This is a genomic window from Listeria swaminathanii, from assembly GCF_014229645.1.
Taxonomy (GTDB): domain Bacteria; phylum Bacillota; class Bacilli; order Lactobacillales; family Listeriaceae; genus Listeria; species Listeria swaminathanii.
Genome location: NZ_JAATOD010000001.1, coordinates 1,287,390 through 1,311,876 on the forward strand (window position 1 = coordinate 1,287,390; position 24,487 = coordinate 1,311,876).

At 39.4% G+C, this 24,487-nt stretch carries 20 protein-coding genes; 2 read left to right on the forward strand and 18 right to left on the reverse strand.

All coding sequences use genetic code 11. The features are described 5' to 3' along the window. Positions 1-2 precede the first annotated feature (2 nt). The 16 genes from nrdR to HCX62_RS06500 all read right to left on the reverse strand — a co-directional run bounded on the left by nrdR (position 3) and on the right by HCX62_RS06500 (position 20,117). The gene (nrdR, locus tag HCX62_RS06425; protein ID WP_003762439.1) at positions 3-467 is read right to left on the reverse strand and encodes a transcriptional regulator NrdR; all 465 of its coding nucleotides are present in this window, start codon (positions 465-467) and stop codon (positions 3-5) included. Positions 468-545: 78 nt separating this feature from the next. Further along, positions 546-1,148, reverse strand: coding sequence for a dephospho-CoA kinase (coaE, locus tag HCX62_RS06430; RefSeq protein ID WP_185637790.1), 603 nt, complete (start codon positions 1,146-1,148; stop codon positions 546-548). Positions 1,149-1,164: 16 nt separating this feature from the next. After that, positions 1,165-1,986, reverse strand: coding sequence for a DNA-formamidopyrimidine glycosylase (mutM, locus tag HCX62_RS06435; protein WP_185637792.1), 822 nt, complete (start codon positions 1,984-1,986; stop codon positions 1,165-1,167). 23 nt (positions 1,987-2,009) lie between these two features. Next, positions 2,010-4,637, reverse strand: a complete 2,628-nt coding sequence (gene polA, locus HCX62_RS06440) for a DNA polymerase I (protein ID WP_185637794.1) — start codon at positions 4,635-4,637, stop codon at positions 2,010-2,012. A gap of 165 nt (positions 4,638-4,802) precedes the next feature. Beyond that, positions 4,803-6,065, reverse strand: coding sequence for an NADP-dependent isocitrate dehydrogenase (icd, locus tag HCX62_RS06445; protein WP_185637796.1), 1,263 nt, complete (start codon positions 6,063-6,065; stop codon positions 4,803-4,805). A gap of 19 nt (positions 6,066-6,084) precedes the next feature. Further along, a complete protein-coding gene (citZ, locus tag HCX62_RS06450; RefSeq protein WP_185637798.1) occupies positions 6,085-7,206 on the reverse strand; it encodes a citrate synthase in 1,122 nt (373 codons plus the stop codon). A gap of 36 nt (positions 7,207-7,242) precedes the next feature. After that, complete coding sequence (locus HCX62_RS06455; RefSeq protein WP_008947934.1) at positions 7,243-7,704, reverse strand: DUF441 domain-containing protein; 462 nt, start codon at positions 7,702-7,704, stop codon at positions 7,243-7,245. Positions 7,705-7,860: 156 nt separating this feature from the next. Beyond that, on the reverse strand, positions 7,861-8,238 hold the full coding sequence (locus tag HCX62_RS06460; RefSeq protein WP_185637799.1) for an FxsA family protein: 378 nt from the start codon (positions 8,236-8,238) through the stop codon (positions 7,861-7,863). A 118-nt stretch (positions 8,239-8,356) separates the two neighbouring features. Next, a complete protein-coding gene (gene pyk / locus HCX62_RS06465) occupies positions 8,357-10,114 on the reverse strand; it encodes a pyruvate kinase (RefSeq protein ID WP_185637801.1) in 1,758 nt (585 codons plus the stop codon). Between the two features lie 282 nt (positions 10,115-10,396). Further along, positions 10,397-11,356 (reverse strand): 6-phosphofructokinase, encoded by a 960-nt coding sequence (pfkA, locus tag HCX62_RS06470; RefSeq protein WP_003723299.1) that lies wholly within the window; start codon positions 11,354-11,356, stop codon positions 10,397-10,399. 283 nt (positions 11,357-11,639) lie between these two features. Further along, positions 11,640-12,596 carry an acetyl-CoA carboxylase carboxyltransferase subunit alpha gene (locus HCX62_RS06475; RefSeq protein ID WP_185637803.1) on the reverse strand — a complete coding sequence of 319 codons (957 nt, stop codon included), beginning with the start codon at positions 12,594-12,596 and terminating at the stop codon, positions 11,640-11,642. After that, positions 12,586-13,470, reverse strand: a complete 885-nt coding sequence (gene accD, locus HCX62_RS06480) for an acetyl-CoA carboxylase, carboxyltransferase subunit beta (protein WP_185637805.1) — start codon at positions 13,468-13,470, stop codon at positions 12,586-12,588. Before accD ends, HCX62_RS06475 begins: the two co-directional genes overlap by 11 nt. 217 nt (positions 13,471-13,687) lie before the next feature. After that, positions 13,688-17,014 carry a DNA polymerase III subunit alpha gene (gene dnaE, locus HCX62_RS06485; protein ID WP_185637807.1) on the reverse strand — a complete coding sequence of 1,109 codons (3,327 nt, stop codon included), beginning with the start codon at positions 17,012-17,014 and terminating at the stop codon, positions 13,688-13,690. A 121-nt stretch (positions 17,015-17,135) separates the two neighbouring features. Further along, entirely contained in the window at positions 17,136-18,071 is a 936-nt protein-coding gene (locus HCX62_RS06490; RefSeq protein ID WP_185637809.1) for a DHH family phosphoesterase, read from the reverse strand. Positions 18,072-18,091: 20 nt separating this feature from the next. Next, positions 18,092-19,405 carry a CBS-HotDog domain-containing transcription factor YtoI gene (ytoI, locus tag HCX62_RS06495; protein WP_008947944.1) on the reverse strand — a complete coding sequence of 438 codons (1,314 nt, stop codon included), beginning with the start codon at positions 19,403-19,405 and terminating at the stop codon, positions 18,092-18,094. A gap of 25 nt (positions 19,406-19,430) precedes the next feature. Beyond that, a complete protein-coding gene (locus HCX62_RS06500) occupies positions 19,431-20,117 on the reverse strand; it encodes a metal-dependent hydrolase (RefSeq protein WP_185637811.1) in 687 nt (228 codons plus the stop codon). Positions 20,118-20,280: 163 nt separating this feature from the next. Between HCX62_RS06500 and HCX62_RS06505 the strand changes: the two genes are divergently transcribed. Continuing rightward, on the forward strand, positions 20,281-21,378 hold the full coding sequence (locus HCX62_RS06505; protein WP_185637813.1) for a M24 family metallopeptidase: 1,098 nt from the start codon (positions 20,281-20,283) through the stop codon (positions 21,376-21,378). A 44-nt stretch (positions 21,379-21,422) separates the two neighbouring features. On the opposite strand, the gene ald is transcribed toward HCX62_RS06505, so the two are convergent. Then, entirely contained in the window at positions 21,423-22,535 is a 1,113-nt protein-coding gene (gene ald / locus HCX62_RS06510; RefSeq protein ID WP_185637815.1) for an alanine dehydrogenase, read from the reverse strand. 240 nt (positions 22,536-22,775) lie between these two features. Between ald and HCX62_RS06515 the strand changes: the two genes are divergently transcribed. Further along, a complete protein-coding gene (locus HCX62_RS06515) occupies positions 22,776-23,240 on the forward strand; it encodes a universal stress protein (RefSeq protein ID WP_003725993.1) in 465 nt (154 codons plus the stop codon). Between the two features lie 51 nt (positions 23,241-23,291). On the opposite strand, the gene HCX62_RS06520 is transcribed toward HCX62_RS06515, so the two are convergent. Further along, positions 23,292-24,485, reverse strand: coding sequence for an acetate kinase (locus tag HCX62_RS06520; protein ID WP_185638048.1), 1,194 nt, complete (start codon positions 24,483-24,485; stop codon positions 23,292-23,294). Positions 24,486-24,487: the final 2 nt, after the last annotated feature.

Here is a 24,487-nt window from a genome sequence, read left to right on the forward strand (position 1 = left end):
ACTCACCTATCTTTATTTTTTTCCATCAAATCTTTTAGTTCTTCTACAAACACACTAATATCTTTAAACTGGCGATAAACCGATGCAAAGCGCACGTAGGCAACTTCATCGAGACTAGCTAATTTATTCATTACTTTTTCGCCGATTAAATCAGAAGCAATTTCGCTGTCACCGATATTTCTTAGTTCGCGCTCCACCTCATTGACAATTTCTTCAATTTGTTCCGCACTAACTGGCCGTTTTTCACAAGCTCTAATTAAACCGCGTCTCACTTTTTCACGAGCAAATTCTTCTCTTGCTCCGTCTTTTTTCACAACTATTAAAGGACTCTCTTCTACCTTTTCAAAAGTGGTAAAACGAAATCCGCATTTTTCACATTCACGTCGTCTTCTGATGGAATTACCATCGTCAGCCGGTCTTGAGTCTACAACACGCGTGCCATTATATTTACAAGTAGGACATCTCACAAAAAATCACTCCTATCCCTAGCATTTCTCTATCTGTTTATTTGTATGCCTCATTATACCATGTGAAACTAAGGGTGGCTATTTGTTCTTAATAAAACGCTCGATAAAAGTAAGAACTTGCTTTTGCGTCTTTTCTAGCGAGCTATTATTATCAATCACAAAATCAGCTTTTTTAGCCTTTTCGTCGATTCCCATTTGACTATGAATTCTTGCTAAGGCTTCTTCTTTAGTTAAATTATTTCGCGCCATTAAGCGCGTTAGTTCTGTTTCTGGCGTGGTCCAAACAACAATAATTTGATCGACCAAAGATTCTAAATGACTTTCAAACAGTAGCGGAATATCAAAAAAAACAATTTCCTCGCCCGCTTCAAAATAACGTTCTCGCTCAGCCAACATATAGTCTTTCACGCGAGGATGTGTTATTTCATTTAATTTTTCACGTTTTTCTTTATCTTTAAAAATAATTTCGCCTAGTTTAGCTCGATTTAATGTACCGTCTTCCAGTAAAATTTCTTCCCCAAAGTACGCAACAATTTCAGCTAACCCTTCTGTGCCGGGTTCTACGACTTTCCGAGCAGCCACATCCGCATCAACTAACGGAATTCCAGCTTGCTGAATCATGTTACTTACAGTTGATTTCCCTGTTGCTACACTACCCGTTAATCCAATTGTTTTACCCATGATTTCAGCTCGCTTTCTACTTTTGACAATTCGGGCAAAAATGCGTCCCTCGTCCATTCAATTTAATTTTTTCGATAGGCGTACCGCAAACAACGCACGGCTCACCCGTTTTTCCGTACACTTTTAATTTATCTTGGTATTGTCCAAGTTTGCCTTGCGAGTTCACATAGGTTCTAACCGTCGAACCACCAAGCGCAACAGCTTCAGTCATAATGCTTTTTGTCGCTTCAAAAATTCGATTAATTTCTTTGTCCGAAAGCGAATTCGCCGCTCTTTCCGGACGTACTTTTGCCGCAAAACAAATTTCATCTGCATAAATATTCCCTACTCCAGCGACTAATTTCTGATCAAGTAAGGCAGTTTTAATGGCGCGACTTGTTTTTTTCACACCTGTTGCAAAATCAGCTAACGTAAATGAGGAAGTTAATGGTTCTGGGCCCAATTTTTTTATTGATCGCGTTTCTGCTTCGCCGTATTTATTTGTCACTTCCATCGTTCCGAACTTGCGCACATCTAAAAATCGCAGTTCGGTATGGTCTTCAAAATGAAAGATAATGTGCGTATGTTTGCTAACTTCCTCATTCTCATCCATTAAGCGGAATTTACCCTCCATGCGTAAATGAGATAAAATCGTACAGTTAGTTAAATCAAAAAGTAAAAATTTACCACGACGGCGCACTCCTTCTATTTCTTGCCCGACAAGCATATGAACAAATTCATCGGGCGGTGTTGCTACTATCATTTTTGGTACACGGACAATTACTTGATCTATTTTTTTGCCTGGGACTAATTCTTGTAATGTTGCGCGGACATTTTCTACTTCCGGCATTTCTGGCATATATAAACTCCCCGTTTCTCTATTTATTTCGCGTCATACCACGTGTCACCAAATGCGCTATCTACTTTTAATGGGACAGAAAGTTCTACAGCATTTTCCATTACATCTGGGACAATTTCTTCTAATTTAGCTATTTCAGCTTCAGGTGCTTCGAAAATCAATTCATCGTGCACTTGAAGTAATAATTTTGCTTCTAATTTTTCGGATACTAAACGCTCGCTCATCAGAATCATCGCTTTTTTAATAATGTCAGCGGCACTACCTTGGATTGGCGTATTCATCGCGGTTCTTTCTGCAAATCCGCGAACATTAAAATTACGGCTAACAATCTCCGGAATATAACGACGACGATGTAAAATGGTCTCCACATAGCCTTTTTCTTTCGCAAAACGAACGATATCTTGCATGTATTCTTTTACGGCAGGATAACTCACAAAATAACGATCAATAAAATCTTTCGCTTCTTTTCGGGTAATTCCAAGGTTTTGAGAAAGCCCGTAGTCGCTAATACCGTAGACAATACCAAAGTTTACTGCTTTTGCTTGACGACGCATTAGTGAATCCACTTCTTCTTGCTCCACATGAAAAACGTCCATCGCTGTTTTCGTATGAATATCATAATCGTGTTTAAAAGCATAAATTAAATTCTCATCTTCTGAAATATGCGCTAAAACACGTAATTCTACTTGCGAATAATCGGCAGAAAACATTTTCCAGCCCGGCTTACTTGGCACAAATACTTGTCTAATTTTCCGACCTTCTTCTAAGCGAATCGGGATATTTTGGAGATTTGGATCAACCGAACTTAAACGACCAGTCTGTGTTAACGTTTGATTAAAACGTGTATGGACTTTATGCGTTTCTTTGTCTGTTACTTTAAGCAGTCCCTCGATATAAGTGGACTGGATTTTACCAAGTTGGCGATATAGCAAGATTTCATCAATAATCGCATGTTTGCCAGATAAACTTTCTAATACATCTGCGGCTGTTGAGTAACCTGTTTTTGTTTTCTTGACTGGTGGCAGTTCCAGTTTTTCAAATAAAATTACACCTAATTGTTTTGGTGAATTGATGTTGAATTCTTCGCCAGCTAGTGAATGAATCGACTCTTCTAATGTTTTCAATCTACCCGCTAGTTCTACTTTCATATTTTCAAGGCGTTCTGTGTCGACACTAACCCCCTGCATTTCCATTTGCGCTAAAACAAATGTTAAAGGTAGCTCTAAATCTTCCATCAAGGCTAATTGTTCGTTTTTCTCCAAATCATCGATAAGTCTTTTTTCTAAATCAGCAATTGCTACTACTTTTCTTGAAAGATGCGCTGCTACAATACTTTCTTCTGGTGTGCTTCGTTTCGCACCTTTTCCGTAAACTGCTTCGTCTGTTTCTACTTCTGTATAGTCATGACGCACTGCTACGCTTGTAAAATCATCAATAGAGTCAGATGGATTTAACAAATAGGAAGCTAGCATAATATCAAATGAAATGCCTGCTATTGCAAGGCCAATTCGATTCATTGCAACCATCGTTTTTTTCGCGTCATAAACAACTTTTGTTTGTTCACTTTCCACCCATTCACGGAATGCCGCGCTATTTTCAGCAGTTTCCTTGGTAAAGAAATAGGTCCCTTGGCTAGAATGGATCGTTAATCCAATAAAATTCGCTGTATGGTAGTTATCATTTTCTAATTCGACATAAAGTGCCGTTTTTCCACCAAAATGCTGTTCTTTTAATTCCGTTACTATTTCAAAAGATAATTCTTTTAGTTCTTTCGCTTCTTCTGGCGTATCGCCTTCGATGTTTTTCAACAATGTCGTAAAGTTCATTTCTTTTAAAAGTGGAATTACTTTCTCCGTTTGGTAGCCGTCGTATTTCGTACTTTCAACAGTGCATTCGATTGGTGAATCCACATTAATTGTAGCTAGTTCTTTACTTAAAATAGCTAATTCTTTATTTTCCAGTACTTTTTCTTTTAGTTTTTTACCAGAAATTTCCTCGGCATGTTCCAGTACGCTCTCTACAGTTCCACCAAATTCATGCAACAGTTTTAAGGCTGTTTTTTCACCAACGCCAGGAATGCCCGGAATATTATCAGATGAATCACCCATTAACCCTTTCATATCAATAATTTGGAGTGGGGTTAGATTGTATTTTTCTTTTAACGTTTCTGGCGTGTTCGTTTCCATATCGGCTATACCTTTTTTCGTGATATAGACCGTTGTTTTTTCAGAAGCTAGTTGTGTTAAATCGCGGTCTCCGGTAATGATGGCTACTTCCATCCCGTCCGCTTCTGCTTTTTTCGTTAATGTTCCGATAATATCATCCGCCTCGTAGTTGGCAAGTTCATATTGTGGGATATCGTAAGCTGTTAAAAGCTCTCGGATAAATGGAAATTGCTCGGACAATTCACTTGGCGTTTTTTGACGTCCACCTTTGTAACCTTTAAATGTCGTATGACGGAAAGTGGTTTTCCCTGCATCAAAAGCAACCAGCACATGGCTCGGTTTCTCTTTTTCCAGCACGTTCATTAACATCATTGCAAAGCCGTACACTGCATTTGTATAAACACCTTTGTCGTTATTTAAAAGCGGTAACGCATAAAACGCGCGATTCGCAATACTATTTCCATCGATTAATACTAATTTATTCACAGGGATATCCTCCTCGATATTATCATTCACTTGTGTCTATTTTACCATAGGAACATAAAAACAAACCACTTATCCGAATGGGATTAAATGGTTTGTTTTAAATACGTACATTTTTTATCCAATACACAATTACGAACTAGTTCTATCATTCGAAAATGAATGGAATTAGAAGTTTTTAATTAATTCATCCGCAAATTCCGAACATTTAACTTCTGTTGCGCCATCCATTAATCGAGCAAAATCATAAGTTACTGTTTTCGCAGCGATTGTTTTTTCCATCGAACTGTTAATTAACTCAGCGGCTTCACCCCAACCAATATGTTCGAGTAAAAGTGTTCCGGATAAAATAACAGATGATGGATTTACTTTATCAAGGCCTGCGTATTTTGGTGCAGTACCGTGAGTTGCTTCGAAAATTGCGTGACCAGTTAAATAGTTAATGTTCGCTCCTGGAGCAATACCAATTCCACCTACTTGAGCAGCAAGGGCATCAGAAATATAATCTCCATTTAAGTTCATCGTAGCAACCACATCAAATTCAGCCGGGCGCGTTAAGATTTGTTGCAAGAAAATATCTGCAATCGAATCTTTTACTAAAATTTTTCCAGCAGCAAGTGCTTCGTTTTGTTTCGCGTCAGCAGCTTCTGTACCTCCTGCTTCTTTAATGCGATCGTACTCGTTCCAAGTAAATACTTTATCGCCATATTCGCGCTCACATAAGTCATAGCCCCAGTTTTTGAAAGCTCCTTCTGTGAACTTCATGATATTTCCTTTGTGTACGAGTGTTAATGATTTGCGTCCTTCTTTAATCGCATATTCAATCGCAGAACGTACTAAACGCTCTGTTCCTTCTTTCGAAATCGGCTTAATACCAATACCAGAAGTTTCCGGGAAACGGATTTTATCAACGCCAAACTCAGATTTTAAGAACGCGATTAATTTTTTCGATTCCTCGCTACCTTCTTTAAATTCGATTCCTGCGTAAATATCCTCTGTATTCTCACGGAAAATAACCATATCTGTGTCTTCAGGACGTTTTACAGGCGACGGTACACCTTTAAAGTAACGAACTGGACGTAAACATACATATAAATCTAATTCTTGGCGCAGGGCAACGTTTAATGAACGAATACCGCCGCCAATTGGCGTTGTAAGCGGGCCTTTGATGGCAATTAAATACTCATCAATAGTGTCTAAAGTCGCTTGCGGAAGCCATTCGCCGGTTTGTTTAAATGCTTTTTCACCAGCTAATACTTCTTTCCATGCGATTTCTTTTTCGCCGTTATACGCTTTTTTTACTGCCGCATCTAAAACACGTTTCGCAGCCGCCCAAATATCTGGACCAGTTCCGTCTCCTTCAATAAAAGGAATGACTGGGTTGTTTGGTGTTTTTAGCACACCATTTTCTACTTGAATTTTTTGACTCATAAAGCTTGTTCCTCCTCCATTAAATTCGTTCTTCTACAGGTAAATAACTTCTATTTTCAGGTCCAACGTAAATCGCACGCGGACGGATAAGACGATTATCACGATATTGTTCAAAAATGTGCGCTAACCAACCAGAAACACGACTCACGGAAAATACTAACGTGAATAAATCCCGATCAATGCCAAGCGCGTGATAAACGGAAGCAGAATAAAAATCAACGTTTGGTTTCAAATGTTTTAATTCCCAAACCGCTTCTTCTACTTGCATCGAAATATCAAACCATTTTTCTTCGCCCTTTTCGGCAGTTAACTTTCTAGACATTTCGCGTAAATGTTGCGCACGCGGATCCCCACCACGATAAACACGGTGACCAAAGCCCATAATTTTTTGTTTTGTATCGATTTTTTCTTGGATGTAAGTACGCACATCGCCGGCTTCATCAATTTCTTCTAACATATCAAAGACACGTTCATTGGCACCACCATGAAGCGGGCCTTTCAGAGCACCAATCGCAGCTGTAACTCCGGAATAAACATCCGAAAGTGTCGCCACACAAACACGTGCTGTAAAAGTAGAAGCATTAAACTCATGATCCGCATGCAGTACAAGCGCTTTATTCATCGCTTCTACAGATAACGCATCCGCCTCTTCTCCCGTAATCATATAAAGGAAATTCGCCGCCATGCTCAAATCATCTCTCGGCGGAATCGGATCCAAACCACGTCGAATTCGAGAAAAAGCTGCAACAATTGTTGGCATTTTTGCTTGAAGACGTAGCCCTTTACGGTAAACTGCTTCCCCGTCGTCTAATTCTGCTTCTGTGTCAAATACACCGAGCATCGAAACCGTGGTTCTTAAAACACTCATTGGGTGTAATTTTTGATGATTTTGCATTCTTAAACTTGTAATAATTGTTTCAGATACTGCCATATTTTCTTGTATTTCTAATTTAAACTTTTTAAATTCATCTTTATTCGGCAAACGTAAATGCCATAATAAGTAAATCACTTCTTCAAAAGAAGCGTTGTTTTCCATTAAGTCATCAATGCCATAGCCAACATATGTTAACATATCATCGATGATAGAGCTAATGGAAGTTTCAGCAACATATACATTTTCTAACCCTTTAGATAACGTCATTTCATTTCCTCCTTTTATCCTTTTTTACGTATGTACTTATTTTATGAATGCAACTAACTGCATTGCCATGTAAGCAATACCCGCTGCAATTACTGGTCCAGCAGCAATCCCTCTAAAAAGCACCACCGCTAAAATGGTCCCAAATACAAGTGAGACGGTTACTTGTGGATCAACAGCCATATAGCCTACACCTTTTTTCGCTAAAATAGAAACGGCGATTCCAGCTCCAAGACCAATCCAGCCGGCTGCCGATTTAAAAGAGTCAATTAAATCTTTAAAACCGATTTGACCAGTGGCGATTGGAATTAAGATGGCAACGGTTATAATCGTTACACCCCAATTAATCCCCTTAGCTTGAATCATCTCCATTACTTTACCGTCCACATGAAATAGCTTCAACAGAATAACGGCGGCTACGGCAATGATGAGCGAATTATTTTTTGCTATAAGTCCGAGAAGTAAAAAAAGAAGTAAAAACAACATACTTTCCGTAAACATATTAAGTCACCTTTCAATATCGCGCATCTAGGAAGCGAGATAACAATTATTATATCATAAACTTACCTTATAGTAATACTAAAATGCCATAAGGAAAATGAATTACCCTTTTTTCAACTAAACCTCTATAGAAAATTTTTCCCATAGAGGTTTTAATTACATATCAAAATAATAATATTGTGTGTGTTTCTTTTGATTCCCGAGCCATTTGGTTAATCTTGGTTTTAATAGTTTGCGAGAAAATGGAATAAAAATAAGCAAACCGAGTACAGTCGTGATAACTCCTGGGATAATTAATAAAAAGCCGGCAATAAAAAAGCACAGACTATCTAATAAATACGGCGCTACCGTGCGTCCATCGCGTACATTTCGGAATAGGTTTCCGCCAAGACGTTTGAAAATAAAAATACCAAAAGCACTTGATGCAATTTGAATAAAAAGAAGTGGCCAAAAGCCGATTACTTGGAATAGCCAAACATAAATAATTAATTCTATTAAGCCATATAAAGCCCAATAAAGGATAAATTTTCTCATAAAATCAACTCCAATACTTACTGACTATTATAACCTATTTTGACGCAATCGAAAAACAATACAGCGCGCATATAAAAAAGGCGTCCCGCATGCGGGACGCCTTTTGGAAAGTTAAATCTTAGTGAGTTGCTGTTTTGCCGTTATAAACAACACCTTGACGAGAATCAACAGTGATGATTTCACCGTCTTTTACAAGGGATGTTGCATCTTTAGCGCCAACAATGACAGGAATGCCAAGGTTGATTCCAACAACTGCTGCGTGGCTAGTTAAGCCGCCTTCTTCCACAACAACTGCAGCACTTTTCTCGAATGCAGGAAGGATTTCTTTATCTGTTGTTTTAACGATTAAGATTCCGCCTTCTTCTGCTTTTTGAAGTGCTTCTGCATTGGATTTAGCAACGATTGCTTTACCAATTACAGATTTGCTGCCAATTCCTTGGCCTTTAGCAACTTTTTCACCAATTAATTGGATTTTCATTACGTTAGTTGTTCCACTTTCTGTAACTGGAACACCAGCAGTGATGATGATTAGGTCGCCTTGTTTTGCAACGCCAGAAGCAAGAGATTCTTTTACTGCAAGGTCGAACATTTCGTCTGTGTTGCTAACTGGAGTAGCTAGACGAGGATAAACACCCCATGAAAGAGCTAAGCCGCGATATACATGCTCGTTGAATGTTACAGCAACGATATGAGATTTCGGACGGTATTTAGAGATCATACGCGCTGTGTGACCACTTTGAGTCGCAGCAACGATAGTTTGTACGTTTAGGTTTTTCGCAGTATGTCCAACAGCTTGACCAATAGCTTCTGTCATATCCGTATTTTCATGAAGTTTAAGCGCAAATTTATCTTGAGCTACTAATACTTCTTCTGTACGAATAGCGATTTTCGCCATCATTTTAACTGCTTCAACTGGATAGTCCCCAGCAGCTGTTTCACCAGATAACATAATTGCATCAGTTCCATCAAAAATCGCATTCGCTACGTCACTTGCTTCAGCGCGAGTTGGACGTGGGTTACGTTGCATGGAATCAAGCATTTGTGTTGCAGTAATAACTGGTTTACCAAGTTTATTACATTTTCTGATAAGTTCTTTTTGTACAATCGGAACTTCTTCAGCTGGAATTTCAACACCAAGGTCACCACGAGCAACCATTAGTCCTTGAGAAACTTGTAAGATTTCGTCGATGTTGTCAACGCCCTCTTGGTTTTCGATTTTAGGAATAATTTGTACGTGAGTTGCATTGTGCTCTTCTAAAATTTTAGTAATTTCAAGAACATCTGTAGCGCGACGTACAAAAGATGCAGCGATAAAATCGATACCTTGTTCTAAACCAAAGCGGATATCAGCAGCGTCTTTTTCTGTGATTCCTGGTAGGTTGATAGAAACGTTTGGCACGTTAACACCTTTTTTATTTTTAAGTACGCCTGAGTTAAGTACTTTAGTTACTAGCTCGCGATTAGCTTCGTCTTTTTCGATTACTTCAAGACCGATTAAACCGTCATCAAGTAAAATGGAAGAACCGATTTCTACATCATTGTAAAGTTCGCCGTAAGTTACGGAGAATTTTTCTTTTGTTCCTTCAACAGGAGTCATGGAAACACGTACAACATCACCTGTTTGGAATTCTAATTTCCCACCAACCATGTCGTTTGTACGGATTTCTGGACCTTTTGTATCAAGTAAGATAGCAACTTGTTTGCCAGTTTTTTTCGATGCTTCACGGATATTTACAATACGCGCACCGTGCTCTTCAAAATCTCCGTGAGAGAAATTAAGACGTGCTACGTTCATTCCTGCTTCGATCAACTGAACTAATGTGTCAACTGACTCACTTGCAGGACCAATTGTACAAACAATTTTCGTTTTTTTCATGTTATTACTCCTCCTAGAACTTAGCTATTCATTCGTATTTATTATAAACATATCTTGCGCATTTTACCAGTCACAACTGTGTAAAATAAGTAAGTTTGTGAATAAGAGCGCAATCAGGTAGCATGGTAACGATAACAAGAAAACGTTTTCCAGATTGCTACAGCATGCTTAATTACCGATTTACTTCTCTTTACCCTCAAAGTTTATTTTTAATACGTTACTAAAATTTTTCACAAAGAAAGGCTACCATGCTTTGTCATGGCAGCCAGCTCTTCAGCCGTTTTAAATCGACAAAATAGATGCTAAATCAAATAATTTTTGATCTAGAGTGTGTTTTTCTTTCAAAATTTCACTAATGTCATTTTCGACAATTCTATTTTCACGGATTCCAACAGCTAATCCTCCGCGGTTTTCTAACAATAATTCTACTGAACGCGCACCAAGACGGCTTGCTAGTACACGGTCAAATGCAGTTGGGCTACCACCACGTTGAACATGTCCAAGAACAGTTACACGTGCATGATAATCGCCATATTCAGCTAATTGTTTGGCAAATTCATTACCAGACATTACGCCTTCAGCAACAACAATAATACTATGTTTTTTACCACGTTCACGGCCTTTGTTCAAACGATCCACGACATCATCCATGTTAAAGCTTTCTTCTGGAACGATGATAGCTTCAGCGCCACCAGCAAGACCAGACCAAAGAGCGATATCACCAGCGTCACGACCCATAACTTCAATAATGAAAGTACGTTCATGACTTGTTGCTGTATCGCGGATTTTATCAAGTGCATCAAGAACAGTGTTCAGTGCAGTATCAAAACCAATAGTAAAATCAGTTCCAGAAATATCATTATCAATAGTTCCTGGGATACCAATAGTTGGGAAGCCACGTTTTGTAAGTGCTTCCGCTCCGTGATAAGAACCATCTCCACCGATAACAACTAGGCCATCGATTTGATGTTTTTTCAGTTGTTCGATTCCTTTAAGTTGTCCTTCTTCTGTAGCGAATTCAGGATATCTTGCGGAATAAAGGAATGTACCACCACGGTGAAGTAAATCACCAACAGAACCTAATTCTAATTTACGAATATCGCCATTGACTAGCCCTAAAAAGCCATAGTTAATACCGTAAACTTCAAGTCCTTCATAGATTGCTTTACGAACAACAGCACGAGTGGCTGCGTTCATTCCTGGAGCGTCTCCTCCACTTGTTAAAATTGCAATTCGTTTCATTTTACTTACCACCTCAGACAATGATATTGTTTTTCATCACATGTGTTTATTCTACATGAAAAAAGGTCAAATGAAAAGCTCCAACAGAGCACTTTTTTCAACTATAAGCTTCGTAAAATGCCGTTTCGGACATCGGTCTATTCCGATTTAGTCAATAAATGGCTTTATAGCTTAATTTAATATAATTGGTCTATACTTGTGAAGATATAAACTTTCTTTCATGGTTTGGCATATACCAAAGAAGCGGATTTCCTAAAATAAGGAAATCCGCTTCTTTAATTCGTTATAAAGTCTCGTAAACACCGATTTTCTTGAATTTCTCATAACGTTGATCCATTAATTGATCCTCAGAAAATGCCATTAGTGCATGTAAAGACTTTGTGATAGTTTTGTTAATTTCTTCGGCTTGCGCTGTTAAATCACGGTGCGCACCGCCTTTTACTTCTGGAATAATTCCATCTGTAATGCCAAGATCAAACAAATCACCAGCTGTAATCCGCATAGATTCTGCTGCTTTTTTCGCTTGACTAGCATCTTTCCATAAAATTGCTGCTGCGCCTTCTGGTGAAATAACCGAGAAAACAGCATTTTCAAGCATGAAAATCTGATTCCCAACACCAAGAGCAAGTGCACCACCACTTCCACCCTCACCGATAACGATAGAAATAATTGGAACTTTCATATCGCTCATTTCATAAAGGTTTCTAGCAATTGCTTCACTTTGCCCGCGTTCTTCAGCAGCTCGGCCAGGATAGGCACCTTTTGTATCGATGAAGCAAATAATTGGTCGGCCAAATTTATCCGCTTGTTTCATCAAACGAAGCGCTTTACGGAAGCCTTCTGGATGAGGCATACCAAAATTACGGTGCAAATTATCTTTCGTATCTTTACCGCGTTGATGCCCGATAACTGTTACCGGAATACCGTTAAAAGTAGCGATACCGCCGACAATTGCTGCGTCATCACCGAATGTACGATCGCCGTGAAGCTCCATGAAATCTTGAAATAAAAGTGGAATGTAATCAAGTGTTGTCGGTCTATCTGGGTGGCGAGCTACTTGAAATTTATCCCAAGCAGTCATATTGCTGTAAATGCCTGACTCCAACTTAGCTAAGCGTTTCTCCAGCTTTTCGATTTCATTTGTCAAATCTACATCCGAAGTTTCGTTGTATTCTTTTAAGTCCGCGATTTTACTTTTCAATTCTAAAATCGGTTTCTCAAATTCCATCTCATTCGCCATCAACGTCACCTCCTGCTTCAGGTGTTTTCACGTGAATGCGTAAAATAAAACTTAATTTATTTTGCAAATCAAGACGTGAAATACAGTCATCTAGTTGTCCGTGCTTTAATAAGAACTCAGACGTTTGGAAGTCTTCTGGTAATTCTTCCCGAACAGTTTGTTCAATTACCCGGCGACCAGCAAAGCCGATGAGTGCGCCTGGTTCTGCAAAATTATAGTCTCCAAGTGATGCAAAACTAGCAGAAACGCCACCAGTAGTTGGGTGCGTCATTACCGTAATAACAAGTCCACCGTGGTTGCTAAATCGTTTAAATGCAGCAGAGGTTTTCGCCATTTGCATAAGCGAAAGCATCCCTTCTTGCATACGCGCGCCACCGGAAGCAGTGAAAATAACAAATGGTTTATTTGTTTTATCAGCATCTTCCACAGCACGAAGAATTTTTTCACCAACAACAGAACCCATACTCGCCATTCTAAAACGAGAATCCATGACAGCAATGACAAGCGGATTACCGTCAATAGTAGCATGACCAGTAACAATCGCCTCATTTAAACCAGACTTTTGCTTATCTTTCTCAATTCGATCCATATAATCTTCAAAACCAAGTGGATTTGCTGTTGTTAAACTAGCATCAATTTCTTCAAAAGACCCTTCATCAACAAGCATATCGATTCGTGCATTTGCCCCAATTGGATGGTGAAAACCACAATAATTACATACCATAAGATTTTTTTGCAATTCTTTGGTATACATTATTTTTTTACATTCTGGACATTTTGTCATAATACCTTCTGGAACATCTGCTTTTGTTCCGTCAGAAGGAATTGTGGCATATTTTCTCTTTTTTGGTTTTGTAAACAAGTCTCCTAACAAGGATAACCCTCCCCATTTACGCTTTCTATTGTGGTTATTAGCGATTTTTAATGTTGTATAAATAAAAAATGAATAATGACATGAAACATAAATCAACCGCATTTTTCCACAAGAAGACAAAATGCCAGTCTATCCGAATCATAACTGGACAGACTGCGCAATATTGTTTTCCACGTTAAACTATAACATACTTTCTATAAATATAGAAAGTCTAAGATCACTTAATTACGACATTCTCTTTACCAAGCAACGCCACTAGCGCTTCTTGCAACTCATTTGATGGTGTTACTTGAATATTTTTCAACTCGGTGGTTTGCTTGGTTATCGCTTGGTGAACGATGACTTTACTATCGCCTTTATAGCGCGCTAAAACTGGCTTAACTTGCTCCATTTGCTGTGGTTCTGTTAATTTTAAAAATAGTCTCACTGGCGCTTTAATTTCTTTTAAATCTTCGGCTTTATTAATAATTAATTGGAGTTCACCGTTTCTCGTATCCGCTTTAACTTGTAAAAAGAGAATCTCCCCTTTTTGGGCAAAGTTCACATATTTACGGTAACTTTCCGGGAACATCACTGCGCTAAGTTCTTTGGACTCATCACTAATCGTTAAAAAGCACATCGTTTCGCCTTTTTTCGTTCTGATTGATTTTACTTCGTGAACATAGGCTGCCACTTGATAATTTTTGCCCGAAGCAATGCTCGCAAGTCTTGTGATAGAAAGGTTTTGCAGTTTATTTTGGTAATATGATACAGGGTGCGCTGAAACGTATTGGCCTGTGTATAATTTTTCTTTTTCAAGCTTTTCATCAATCGAAATTGGCGCGGTTTTCCGGTAGCGTGGTTTCATCTTTTTCAAGAATTCGTCATCTTCCGCGAAAAGATTCATGCCCTTGGAGTCTTCCCCGAGCAACGAAATGTATTGTAATACTGCATCAATTGTCGCTTGAATCGTTGCCCGATCTTCGCCAAACTCGTCAAAACAACCCGAAAATACAAGCGCTTCTAACACTGTTTCTGTGAGCATTTTATGTGGCATTCGTTCGCAAAAATCAAAGAAATCTCGGAATGGTGCTTTTTTTCGTTCGTTGATGATTTCTAAAATAAATTTTGTTGGGACTTTGCGAATAACACGGAAACTATAACGAATGGATGTTTCATTTTCCATTTGGAAATAGTAATTGCTATGATTGATGCTTGGCGCCAACATGTTGATACCGTAGTTTTTAGCTTCTGTAATGTACTGAGAAATTTTATCGTCATTACCAAAAACAGAACTAAGGAGCGACGACATAAATGCTGCTGGATAATGCGCTTTTAGATATGCCAATTGGAAGGCAATTTTTGAATAAGCTGCTGCGTGACTTCGGTTGAAACCGTAGTTCGCGAATTGGACAATCATGTCGTATACTTGGTTCGCACTACTTTCTGAATAGCCTTTACTCTTAGCCCCTTCAACAAAATGAATCCGCTCTTCGTTTAGGACGTCCGCTTTTTTCTTACTGACCGCTCGTCTTAATAAATCGGCTTCTCCAAGTGAAAATCCAGCCATTTGGTTCGCGACTTGAATGATTTGTTCTTGGTAGACAATAACGCCGTAAGTTACTTCTAAAATTGGCGCCAAATCCGGATGTGGATACTGAATTTTTTCTTTTCCATGTTTTCTAGCAATAAATGTATCAATTTGTTCCATTGGACCGGGACGATAAAGTGCATCTACCGCCACCACATCTTCAAAAGAAGTTGGTTTTAATTTCCGGAGCACTCGGCGAATTCCGTCTGATTCAAACTGGAAAACTCCGGTCGTATCACCCGTTTGGAATAGTTTTAACGTTTTTTTATCTTCTAAGGAAATATCCGCTAATGTTAACGGTCTTTCCTTCGCATAATTAACTGATTTCAACACACGATCTAACAAACTAAGATTTCTAAGTCCAAGAAAATCCATTTTAAGTAAGCCGATTTTTTCTAATTCTCCCATGGCAAACTGGGTCAGTCGTGCGTCTCCGCTACCTAATTGCAGTGCGACTTGTTCTACTAGCGGTTTGTCGCTAATAACAATCCCGGCAGCATGCGTCGAAATATGGCGCGGTAAGCCCTCGAGTTGGCACGCAACTTCCCAAATCATTTCATTTTCTTTGGAGCTTTTAATATGATTTTCTAAACGCGGGCTTTCTTGCAATGCTTTTTGTAATGTAATGCCTAATTGGCTCGGAATTAGCTTGGACCATTCCGATAAAAGCACGGAATTCAAGCCAAAACTCCTCGCTGTATCACGAATAGCCGCTTTGGCAGCTAATGTTCCAAATGTGCCGATTTGCGCCACATGCGCCTCGCCGTATTTAGATACAACATACGAAATCACTTCATCCCGGCGATTATCAGGGAAATCCAAGTCAATATCGGGCATCGTTATCCGTTCTGGGTTTAAAAATCGTTCGAATAGTAAATTGTAACGAATTGGATCCACATCGGTAATTCTAAGCGCATAGGACACAAGTGACCCTGCCGCAGACCCCCGCCCTGGCCCCGTTAAAATCCCCGCTTCACGAGAATAACGAATTACATCCCAAACTATTAGGAAATAATCCGCAAATCCCATCTCCGTAATGACTTTCAATTCATAATCTAAACGTGCTTGATATTCTTCTGCTAATAAATCTCGCTCTTTTAAGCCCTCATATGCTGTTTGACGTAAAACTTCGGATGCATTTTGCGCTTCATTTAATGGAAATCTTGGTAGCAAATGCTGATCTAAAGCAATTTCAACGTGACAACGGTCAGCTAACGCGCCAGTTTCAAGACACGCTCGTTTTTCAAAGTCCGTTTGCCAGTCCCGTTCCATCTCATCTTGCGAGGTAAAATAGTTCGGTCCTGCAAGTGGTAAAGTCGTCCAGTCCACTGTGCGATTATCACGAATTGCTGTCAAAACTTCTTTCGCTTGCGCATCTTTTGGTTCCATATATTGCACGTTTTTAGTCGCAACAACAGGGACATTTTCTTCAGCAGAAAATGCTTCTATTTTTGCGAAAAGGCGTGGATTTTCTTTTTGCGCCGACAAATAAACGGACTCTTTGCCGAATATCTCGACTAAGTTTCCGTAAGCTTCTAACGCCCCGTCGCGGTTTTCTTCCATGAGAAGACGTTCCACTTCTCCCTTAGCGCCAGGTGAAATAGCAATCAAGTCACTGCTGTAAGCCCGTAGCCAACTTTGTGGTAATTCCGGTCCTTCTTCGCGCGTTTGAATGGCACTTGCGATTTTTAATAACTCGTGATATCCAGCGGTTGATTCCGCAATTAATATCAACTCATATGAATTAATTGGATTTAAGTAACCTTGTATTGTCACCGTCATCCCGATAATTGGTTTTATATCCGCCGCTAAACACTTTTGATAAAACTCGACTACTCCGTAAAGTACATTTTTATCCGTAATTGCTAAGGCTGGATAATGGTATTCTTTTGCTTTAGCGATTAGCTTATCGATGGATGCTGTACTAGATAGCAAATCATAAGCGCTCGCAACCTGTAAATGAACAAACCCCACTATCCTCACTCCTTTCAAAACTCTCTTTTTCCATTATATCGGTTAAGCTAAAAAAAAGAAAGTGTGTTCGTGTTTTTATATAAAAATAAAGCCAGATAGTTTATCTGACTTTATTTTCCATTTATTTAGCGGCACAAATGAGTTGCAATTTTGCCGTCATTTCTTTGATTTCTTCTTCGTTATGAAGTGTCGCACCAGAAGCAAGTGGATGCCCACCGCCGCCATACTCTTTGGCTAATTCATTGATAACCGGACCTTTCGAACGTAAGCGCGCTCTGAAAACTGGCCCTTCTTGGATGAACATAATCCACGCCTTAATTCCTTCTACATTTTCAATACAAGAAACAAGTGCGGAAGCGTCGCGCGGATTGACTTCAAATTCATTTAAAAGCGTATCACTCAAATAAACGGTCGCCGCGCCATTTTCGTCCATGACAAAGTTTTGTAAAATGTAGCCCGAGAGCTTCACTGTATTTTTAGGCAGCTCATATAATTCGCGGTATAGCGCCGGGCGGTCAAACGGAAACGTCACTAAATGCGCAGATAATCGCAGCGTTTCTTCTGTTGTACTTGGATACAAGAAACGTCCAGTATCGCCAACAATCCCTGCATAAAGAAGTCGCGCTGCCGTTTCATTCAAAATTAGTTCTTCGGAAAATGCTTCCCAAAAAGCGACAATCATCTCGCTACAAGAAGAAGCTGTCGTGTCGACCCAAAGTAGATCGCCGTAAGCATCATCATTAGGATGGTGATCAATTTTGATCAACGCCTTGCCTTGGTTAAAACGTCCGTCTGAAACTCGCTCTTGATTCGCGGTATCACACACAATTACAAGCGCGTCTTTATACGTTTCATCCGCAACTTCATCCACCACACCGAGAAATTGGAGCGATACTTCATCATTTCCAACCGAATACACCTTTTTCTCAGGAAAACTAGCTCGAATAATTTCCGCAAGTCCCATCTGTGAACCGTAAGCATCCGGATCGGGCCTTACATGTCGATGCAAAATAATCGTTTCATATTGCTTTATTTGTTGTAAAATCTCACTTTTCATTGTTTCGCCCCTGTTTCTTTTTAGCGTTCCATCATTTGACAAGCAACAATCGCTTTTCCGGTCAAAATTCCTTCTAAATAAAGCTCGACATCTAGCTTACCAGCTTTACGCCCCATTTCCAAAATTCGCGGTTTAATAACAATTGTCGCGTCCATTTGAACCGGCTTTAGAAAATACATCGTTACATTTTCAATCGCCACATTGCGTTTTTTCATGGAAAATAGTTTTTGCTGTACGACTTCACAAACTACTTGCGTAAATACGCCATAAGATAAGGTACCAAGCGAGTTGGTCATTTGCGGACTTACTTTAAATTCATAATCCGCCTCCTCACCAGTATCTGCTTTTTCAGAAAGTTGGTTCGCAATCGTATCGTCAATCGTTTCACCGACTTGCGGTTGTTTTTGAATCATTTGCATCGATTTCAAAATATCCTGTCTGCTGACAATTCCGATTAAGGTTAAATCATCTTTGACGACCGGAATTACTTCAATACTTTCCCAAATCATCATGTGCGCCACTGAAGCCACGCTCATTTTCGGACCAACAGTTAGCGGATTTTTCGTCATCACTCGTTCAATCGAAATGCTCGGATTCTTTTCTAAAATATCTTTACTCGTAACCATCCCAGTAAGTCGCATCGCCCGGTTTACAACCGGAAAACGGCTGTGCCCAGTCGCTTCTTCCATTTTATGCCAATCTTCTACTTTATCAGAAGTAGATAAAAAAGCAGTCGTTTCTAATGGCGTTAAAATATCCTCCACAAACACCACTTCTTTTTTGATCAATTGGTCATAAATTGCGCGGTTAATCATCGTCGCAACCGTAAACGTATCATACGAAGTCGATAAAATCGGCAATTCTTTCTCATCCGCCAATTGTTTCACTTCATCATCCGTATCAAAACCACCAGTAATCAATACCGCAGCACCACGTTTTAAAGCAAGCTCATGTGCGCTCACTCGGTTTCCGACGATTAATAAGTTACCAGCATCCGTATAACGCTCCATCGCTTCCACAGTCATCGCACCGATAACGAACTTATTCAGCGATTTATATAACCCAGCACGACCGCCGAGCACTTGTCCATCAATCATATTAACAATTTCAGCAAAAGTTAATTTTTCGATGCTATCTTTTTGTTTCCGCTCAATTCGAAGTGTTCCAACCCGTTTAATAGTAGAAACAAAACCAATGATTTCCGCGTCTTTAATCGCCCGATAAGCAGTACCCTCACTTACAGACAAGTTTTTCGCGATTTTCCGCACAGATATTTTTTCTCCAACTGCAAGATTTTCAATGTATTTTAAAATCTGTTCATGTTTTGTGGCCACGACTCGTTCACCCATTCCTATTTTGTTAGATTTCGATACCTTCCCCAATTTCAAGTACTTTCCCAGCAATCCCTTCATCAAGCGATGCAACAAATTTGTGCGCATCTTGTTCAATTAACGGAAATGTATTGTAGTGCATTGGAATAACTAATTTCGCTTGTAAAAAACGCGCTGCAATCGCCGCATCTTCTGGCCCCATGGTAAAATTATCTCCAATCGGCAAGAAAGCAACATCTAACGGGTTTAATTCCCCAATTAATTTCATATCAGAAAATAAACCAGTATCCCCTGCAAAATAAATATTTTTACCTTCTATCGTAAATACAATCCCCGTCGGAAAACCAAGATTGATAATACGTCCATCGCGAACCGTCTGCGAACCATGAAATGCTTGCGTTAACTTCACTTGTCCAAAGTCAAACTGCCTCTTTCCACCAATGTGCATTGCCGCAATATTTTCCAAACCATCCTCTACAGCTAAAAAGGCAGCTAAGTCCGCATTACAAATAACGGTTGCTCCTGAATTTTTAGCAATTTCAACTGTATCACCGACATGATCGTCATGCCCATGCGACAGAACAATAAAGTCTGGCATTTGTTCTTCTGCTTTTAAATCACATTTTTTATTACCAGAAATAAATGGATCTACTAAAATAGTTGTGTTTCCAGTGATAATTTTAATACAAGACTGACCATGAAATGAAATCTTCATGTTAAAAAACTTCCTTCCCGATTAATTATTCTATGTGTATTATTGTACCACTATTATTATAAACTAATATATAACACCTCGTAAACTAGGAGGTGTTTATTAGCAAAATATTTCCTTCGCATGTTATCATAATAGAGAAATCAATTGGAAAGAAGGTACAATAATGGAAAAAAATATCGATGTCTTACAAAAATGGCTAAAAGATCAAGGTGCCGAAGTAGCATTTTTGACAGACCCAGAGAACATCGCTTACTTCTCAGGTTATCATAGCGAGCCGCATGAACGTGTGCTTGGCTTAGCAATTTTCCCTGATAGCGAACCATTTCTATTTACGCCAGCACTTGAAGTAGAAGATGTGCGCGGCGGCGATTGGGCACATCCGGCTTACGGATACAACGATACAGAAAACCCATTTACAATTATTGCAGACGAAATCAAAAAACGCGTTGCTAATCCAAGCAAATTTGCAATTGAGAAAAAACATATGAGCGTTGACCGCTACGAACAACTAGGCGGATTATTCTCCGGCTGCTCTTTCATTCCGATTGAACATAAAATTGAACAAATCCGTCTTGTTAAAACCGAAGCAGAACTCACCATTTTAAAAGAAGCTGCTTTACTGGCTGATTACGCAGTACAAGTCGGTGTAGACGAAATAGCGGAAGGCAAAACCGAAGCAGAAATCGTTGCAAAAATCGAATATGAAATGAAGAAAAAAGGCGTTACAGCTATGTCATTCGATACAATGGTGCTCACTGGTAAAAACGGCGCCCTTCCACATGGTACGCCAGGCGAAACAAAAATCAAAAAAGGCGATTTAGTTTTATTTGATTTAGGCGTTGTTCATAAAGGCTACTGCTCTGACATTACGCGAACGGTTGCTTTTGGCGACATTTCCGCTGAACAGAAAAAGATTTACGACACTGTTCTAGAAGCACAAACTGCTGCAGTTGAAAAAGTAAAAGCAGGCGTAAAAGCGAGTGAAATCGATTTAACTGCAAGAAATATTATTCGTGAGGCTGGTTATGGCGATTATTTCCCACACCGCCTTGGTCACGGACTTGGTGCGAGTGTCCACGAATTTCCTTCTATTACAGAGACAAACAATATGGAACTACAAGAAAATATGGTATTTACGATTGAACCAGGTATTTATGTTCCGGGTGTTGCCGGCGTGCGGATTGAAGATGACCTCGTTGTCACAAAAGACGGCGTACAAGTACTAACAGAATTCCCGAAAACTTTACAAGTAATCAAATAACAAAAAAGCGAACTCTCCGCACGCAGGAAAGTTCGCTTTTTTTATTATAGCAATTCTTTACTATCTGTATAATCTAAACTTAAAGAATCAGCAACTGCTTTATACGTAATATGACCTTGGTAAGTATTTAACCCACGACGTAAGAATGGGTCTTTTTTCACGGCTGTTTCTAAGCCATCGTTAGCCAGTTTTAAACCAAATGGTAAAGTGGCATTTGTCAGCGCTAAAGTGGACGTCCGCGGCACTGCTCCCGGCATATTGGCAACGGCATAATGAAGCACGCCATATTTTTCATACGTTGGATTATCGTGGGTGGAAACATGATCAGTCGTTTCGAAAATGCCACCTTGGTCAATCGCGATATCCACCAAGACTGAACCGGGAATCATTTGTTTAATCACATGTTCTTTAACTAATTTCGGCGCTTTTGCTCCCGGAATTAAAACCGCCCCAATCACTAAATCAGCTTTTTTCACGGCTGTTTCAATATTAAAATCATTCGACATTAATGTTTGTACTTGGTTGCCAAAAATATCATCTAGTTCGCGCAACCGTTTTAAATTCATATCAAGAATGGTCACGTTCGCTCCTAGCCCTGTCGCAATTTTGGCTGCATTTGTTCCAGCAATTCCGCCACCAATAATAACGACTTCACTCTTCTCTACACCTGGCACACCACCAAGTAACACGCCCATACCACCATTTGTTTTTTGTAAAAATTGAGCGCCAATCTGAGCGGCCATTCGCCCAGCAACCTCACTCATCGGTGAAAGTAGTGGCAATGTGTGGTCTGCAAGTTCTACCGTTTCATACGCCACACTGTTCACTTTATTTTGAAGCAAAGCCTTAGCAAGCGTTGGTTCATTCGCTAAATGCAAATAGGTGAAAAGTAATAAGCCTTCTTTAAAATAGTTATACTCTGATGCAATCGGTTCTTTTACTTTTACGACCATATCTACATCCCAAGCTTCTTTAGCTGTTTCCACAATAGTTGCCCCTGCTTCTACAAAATCAGCGTCTTGATAATTAGAGCCAACACCCGCACCTTTTTCTACGTACACAGTGTGACCTGCATTAACATATGAAAAAACACTTGCCGGGGTCATCGCCATCCTATTCTCATTATTTTTTATTTCTTTTGGTACGCCGACTAACATCTAAATCACTCTCCTTGACATAGGTATAATAGACTATAAAAGATTTTCTACACCCCCATGCTAACACAATATACCTAAGTTGTAAAAAATTAACTAACTGAAATTCCAACAAAAGATTTAGTAAAATTAGACGAAATTTTCGCGAGCTATTAATTTATTTTTCATTTTATGGTTCTTTTAGGAAAAAGAGGGTAAAATATAAGTATAGAAAATACATATATTTTGATTGGAGGAATTATTATGTTACAACAATACGAAAGAGTCTTAGTAGCAGTTGATGGATCCAAAGAGGCAGAAAGAGCTTTCCAAAAAGCAATTCAAGTGGCTAACCGTAATGACGCGGCGCTTGGTCTTGTTCATGTTATCGATACACGCGCGTTTTCATCCGTAGCCAATTATGATACAAGCATGGCGGACAAAGCTACTGAATATGCAGATGAATTACTTAGTGGCTATAAAGAAGATGCTTTAAAAGCCGGTGTCACAAAAGTTGAAAGCTACATCGAATACGGTTCACCAAAAACAGCTATTACAAAAGAAGCAGCCAAAGCATTCCAAGCTGATTTAATCATGTGTGGTGCTACTGGTCTTAACGCTGTAGAACGTCTGCTTATTGGTAGTGTGTCTGAATATATTATTCGCCACTCCCCTTGCGATGTGCTTGTGGTACGTAATGATGTTCCTGATTATAAAGAAGAAAAATAATCAAAGAAAAAGGCTGGCTCTTTAATAAGAGCCAGCCTTTTTTTATCATTTTTAGCGATTGTGTTTAATAGTTTCTACGTCACGAGCAATCATTAATTCTTCGTTTGTAGGGATGATGATAACTTTTACTGGGGAGTGAGGATAGTTAAGGAATCTCTCTTCTCCGCGCACTTGGTTAAGTGCTGGATCCCAGTATACGCCCATGAATTCAAGTCCACGAAGTACTTTTTCACGAATGTATGAACTATTTTCACCGATACCAGCTGTGAAGATAATTGCATCTACACCGTTCATGCGAGCTGCATAAGAACCAATGTATTTATGGATACGGTCAACGAAAACTTGAAGTGCAAGTTCTGCACGTTCGTTTCCTTGAGCTGCTTCGTCTTCTAAGTCACGAAGGTCGCTTGAAATACCAGATACGCCGAGCATACCGGATTCTTTGTTTAATACGTCAAGTACTTGTTCTGCTGTTTTGCCAGTTTTTTCCATGATGAACGGAATAAGCGCTGGGTCAATATTACCAGAACGAGTTCCCATAGAAACACCCGCTAGTGGAGTGAATCCCATGGAAGTATCCATTGATTTTCCGCCTTCGATAGCAGCGATACTAGCGCCATTACCAAGGTGACAAGTTAGTAAACGTAACTCTTCTACAGGACGTCCTAGAAGTTCTGCAGCGCGTTCGGATACATATTTGTGGCTTGTACCGTGGAAACCATATTTACGGATACCAAAGTCTTCATAATAGCTGTATGGCAAGCTGTAAAGGTAGCTTGCTGGAGGCATTGTTTGGTGGAAAGCTGTATCGAAAACAGCAACCGAAACAACATCTGGTAAAATTTTGCGGAATGCTTTAATACCAGTAACGTTCGCTGGGTTATGAAGCGGCGCAAGTTCGGATAATGCTTCAATATCTTTAATTACTTGATCATCAATATAAACGGATTCAGGGAATTTTTCTCCACCATGAACTACGCGGTGACCAATTCCAGTGATTTCATCGTAAGAACCGATAACTTTGTGGTTAATTAATTTTTCAAGTAGCATTTGAACAGCAATTTCATGGTCAGGAATATCAATAATTTCTTTGATTTTCTCTCCGTCTACAGTAATTGTGAAAATAGAATCTTTCAAACCAATTCTTTCTACAATCCCTGCTGTGATAACACGTTCAGATGGCATATCATATAATTGGAATTTCAGTGAAGAACTTCCGGCGTTAATTGCAATCGTTTTTTCCATTT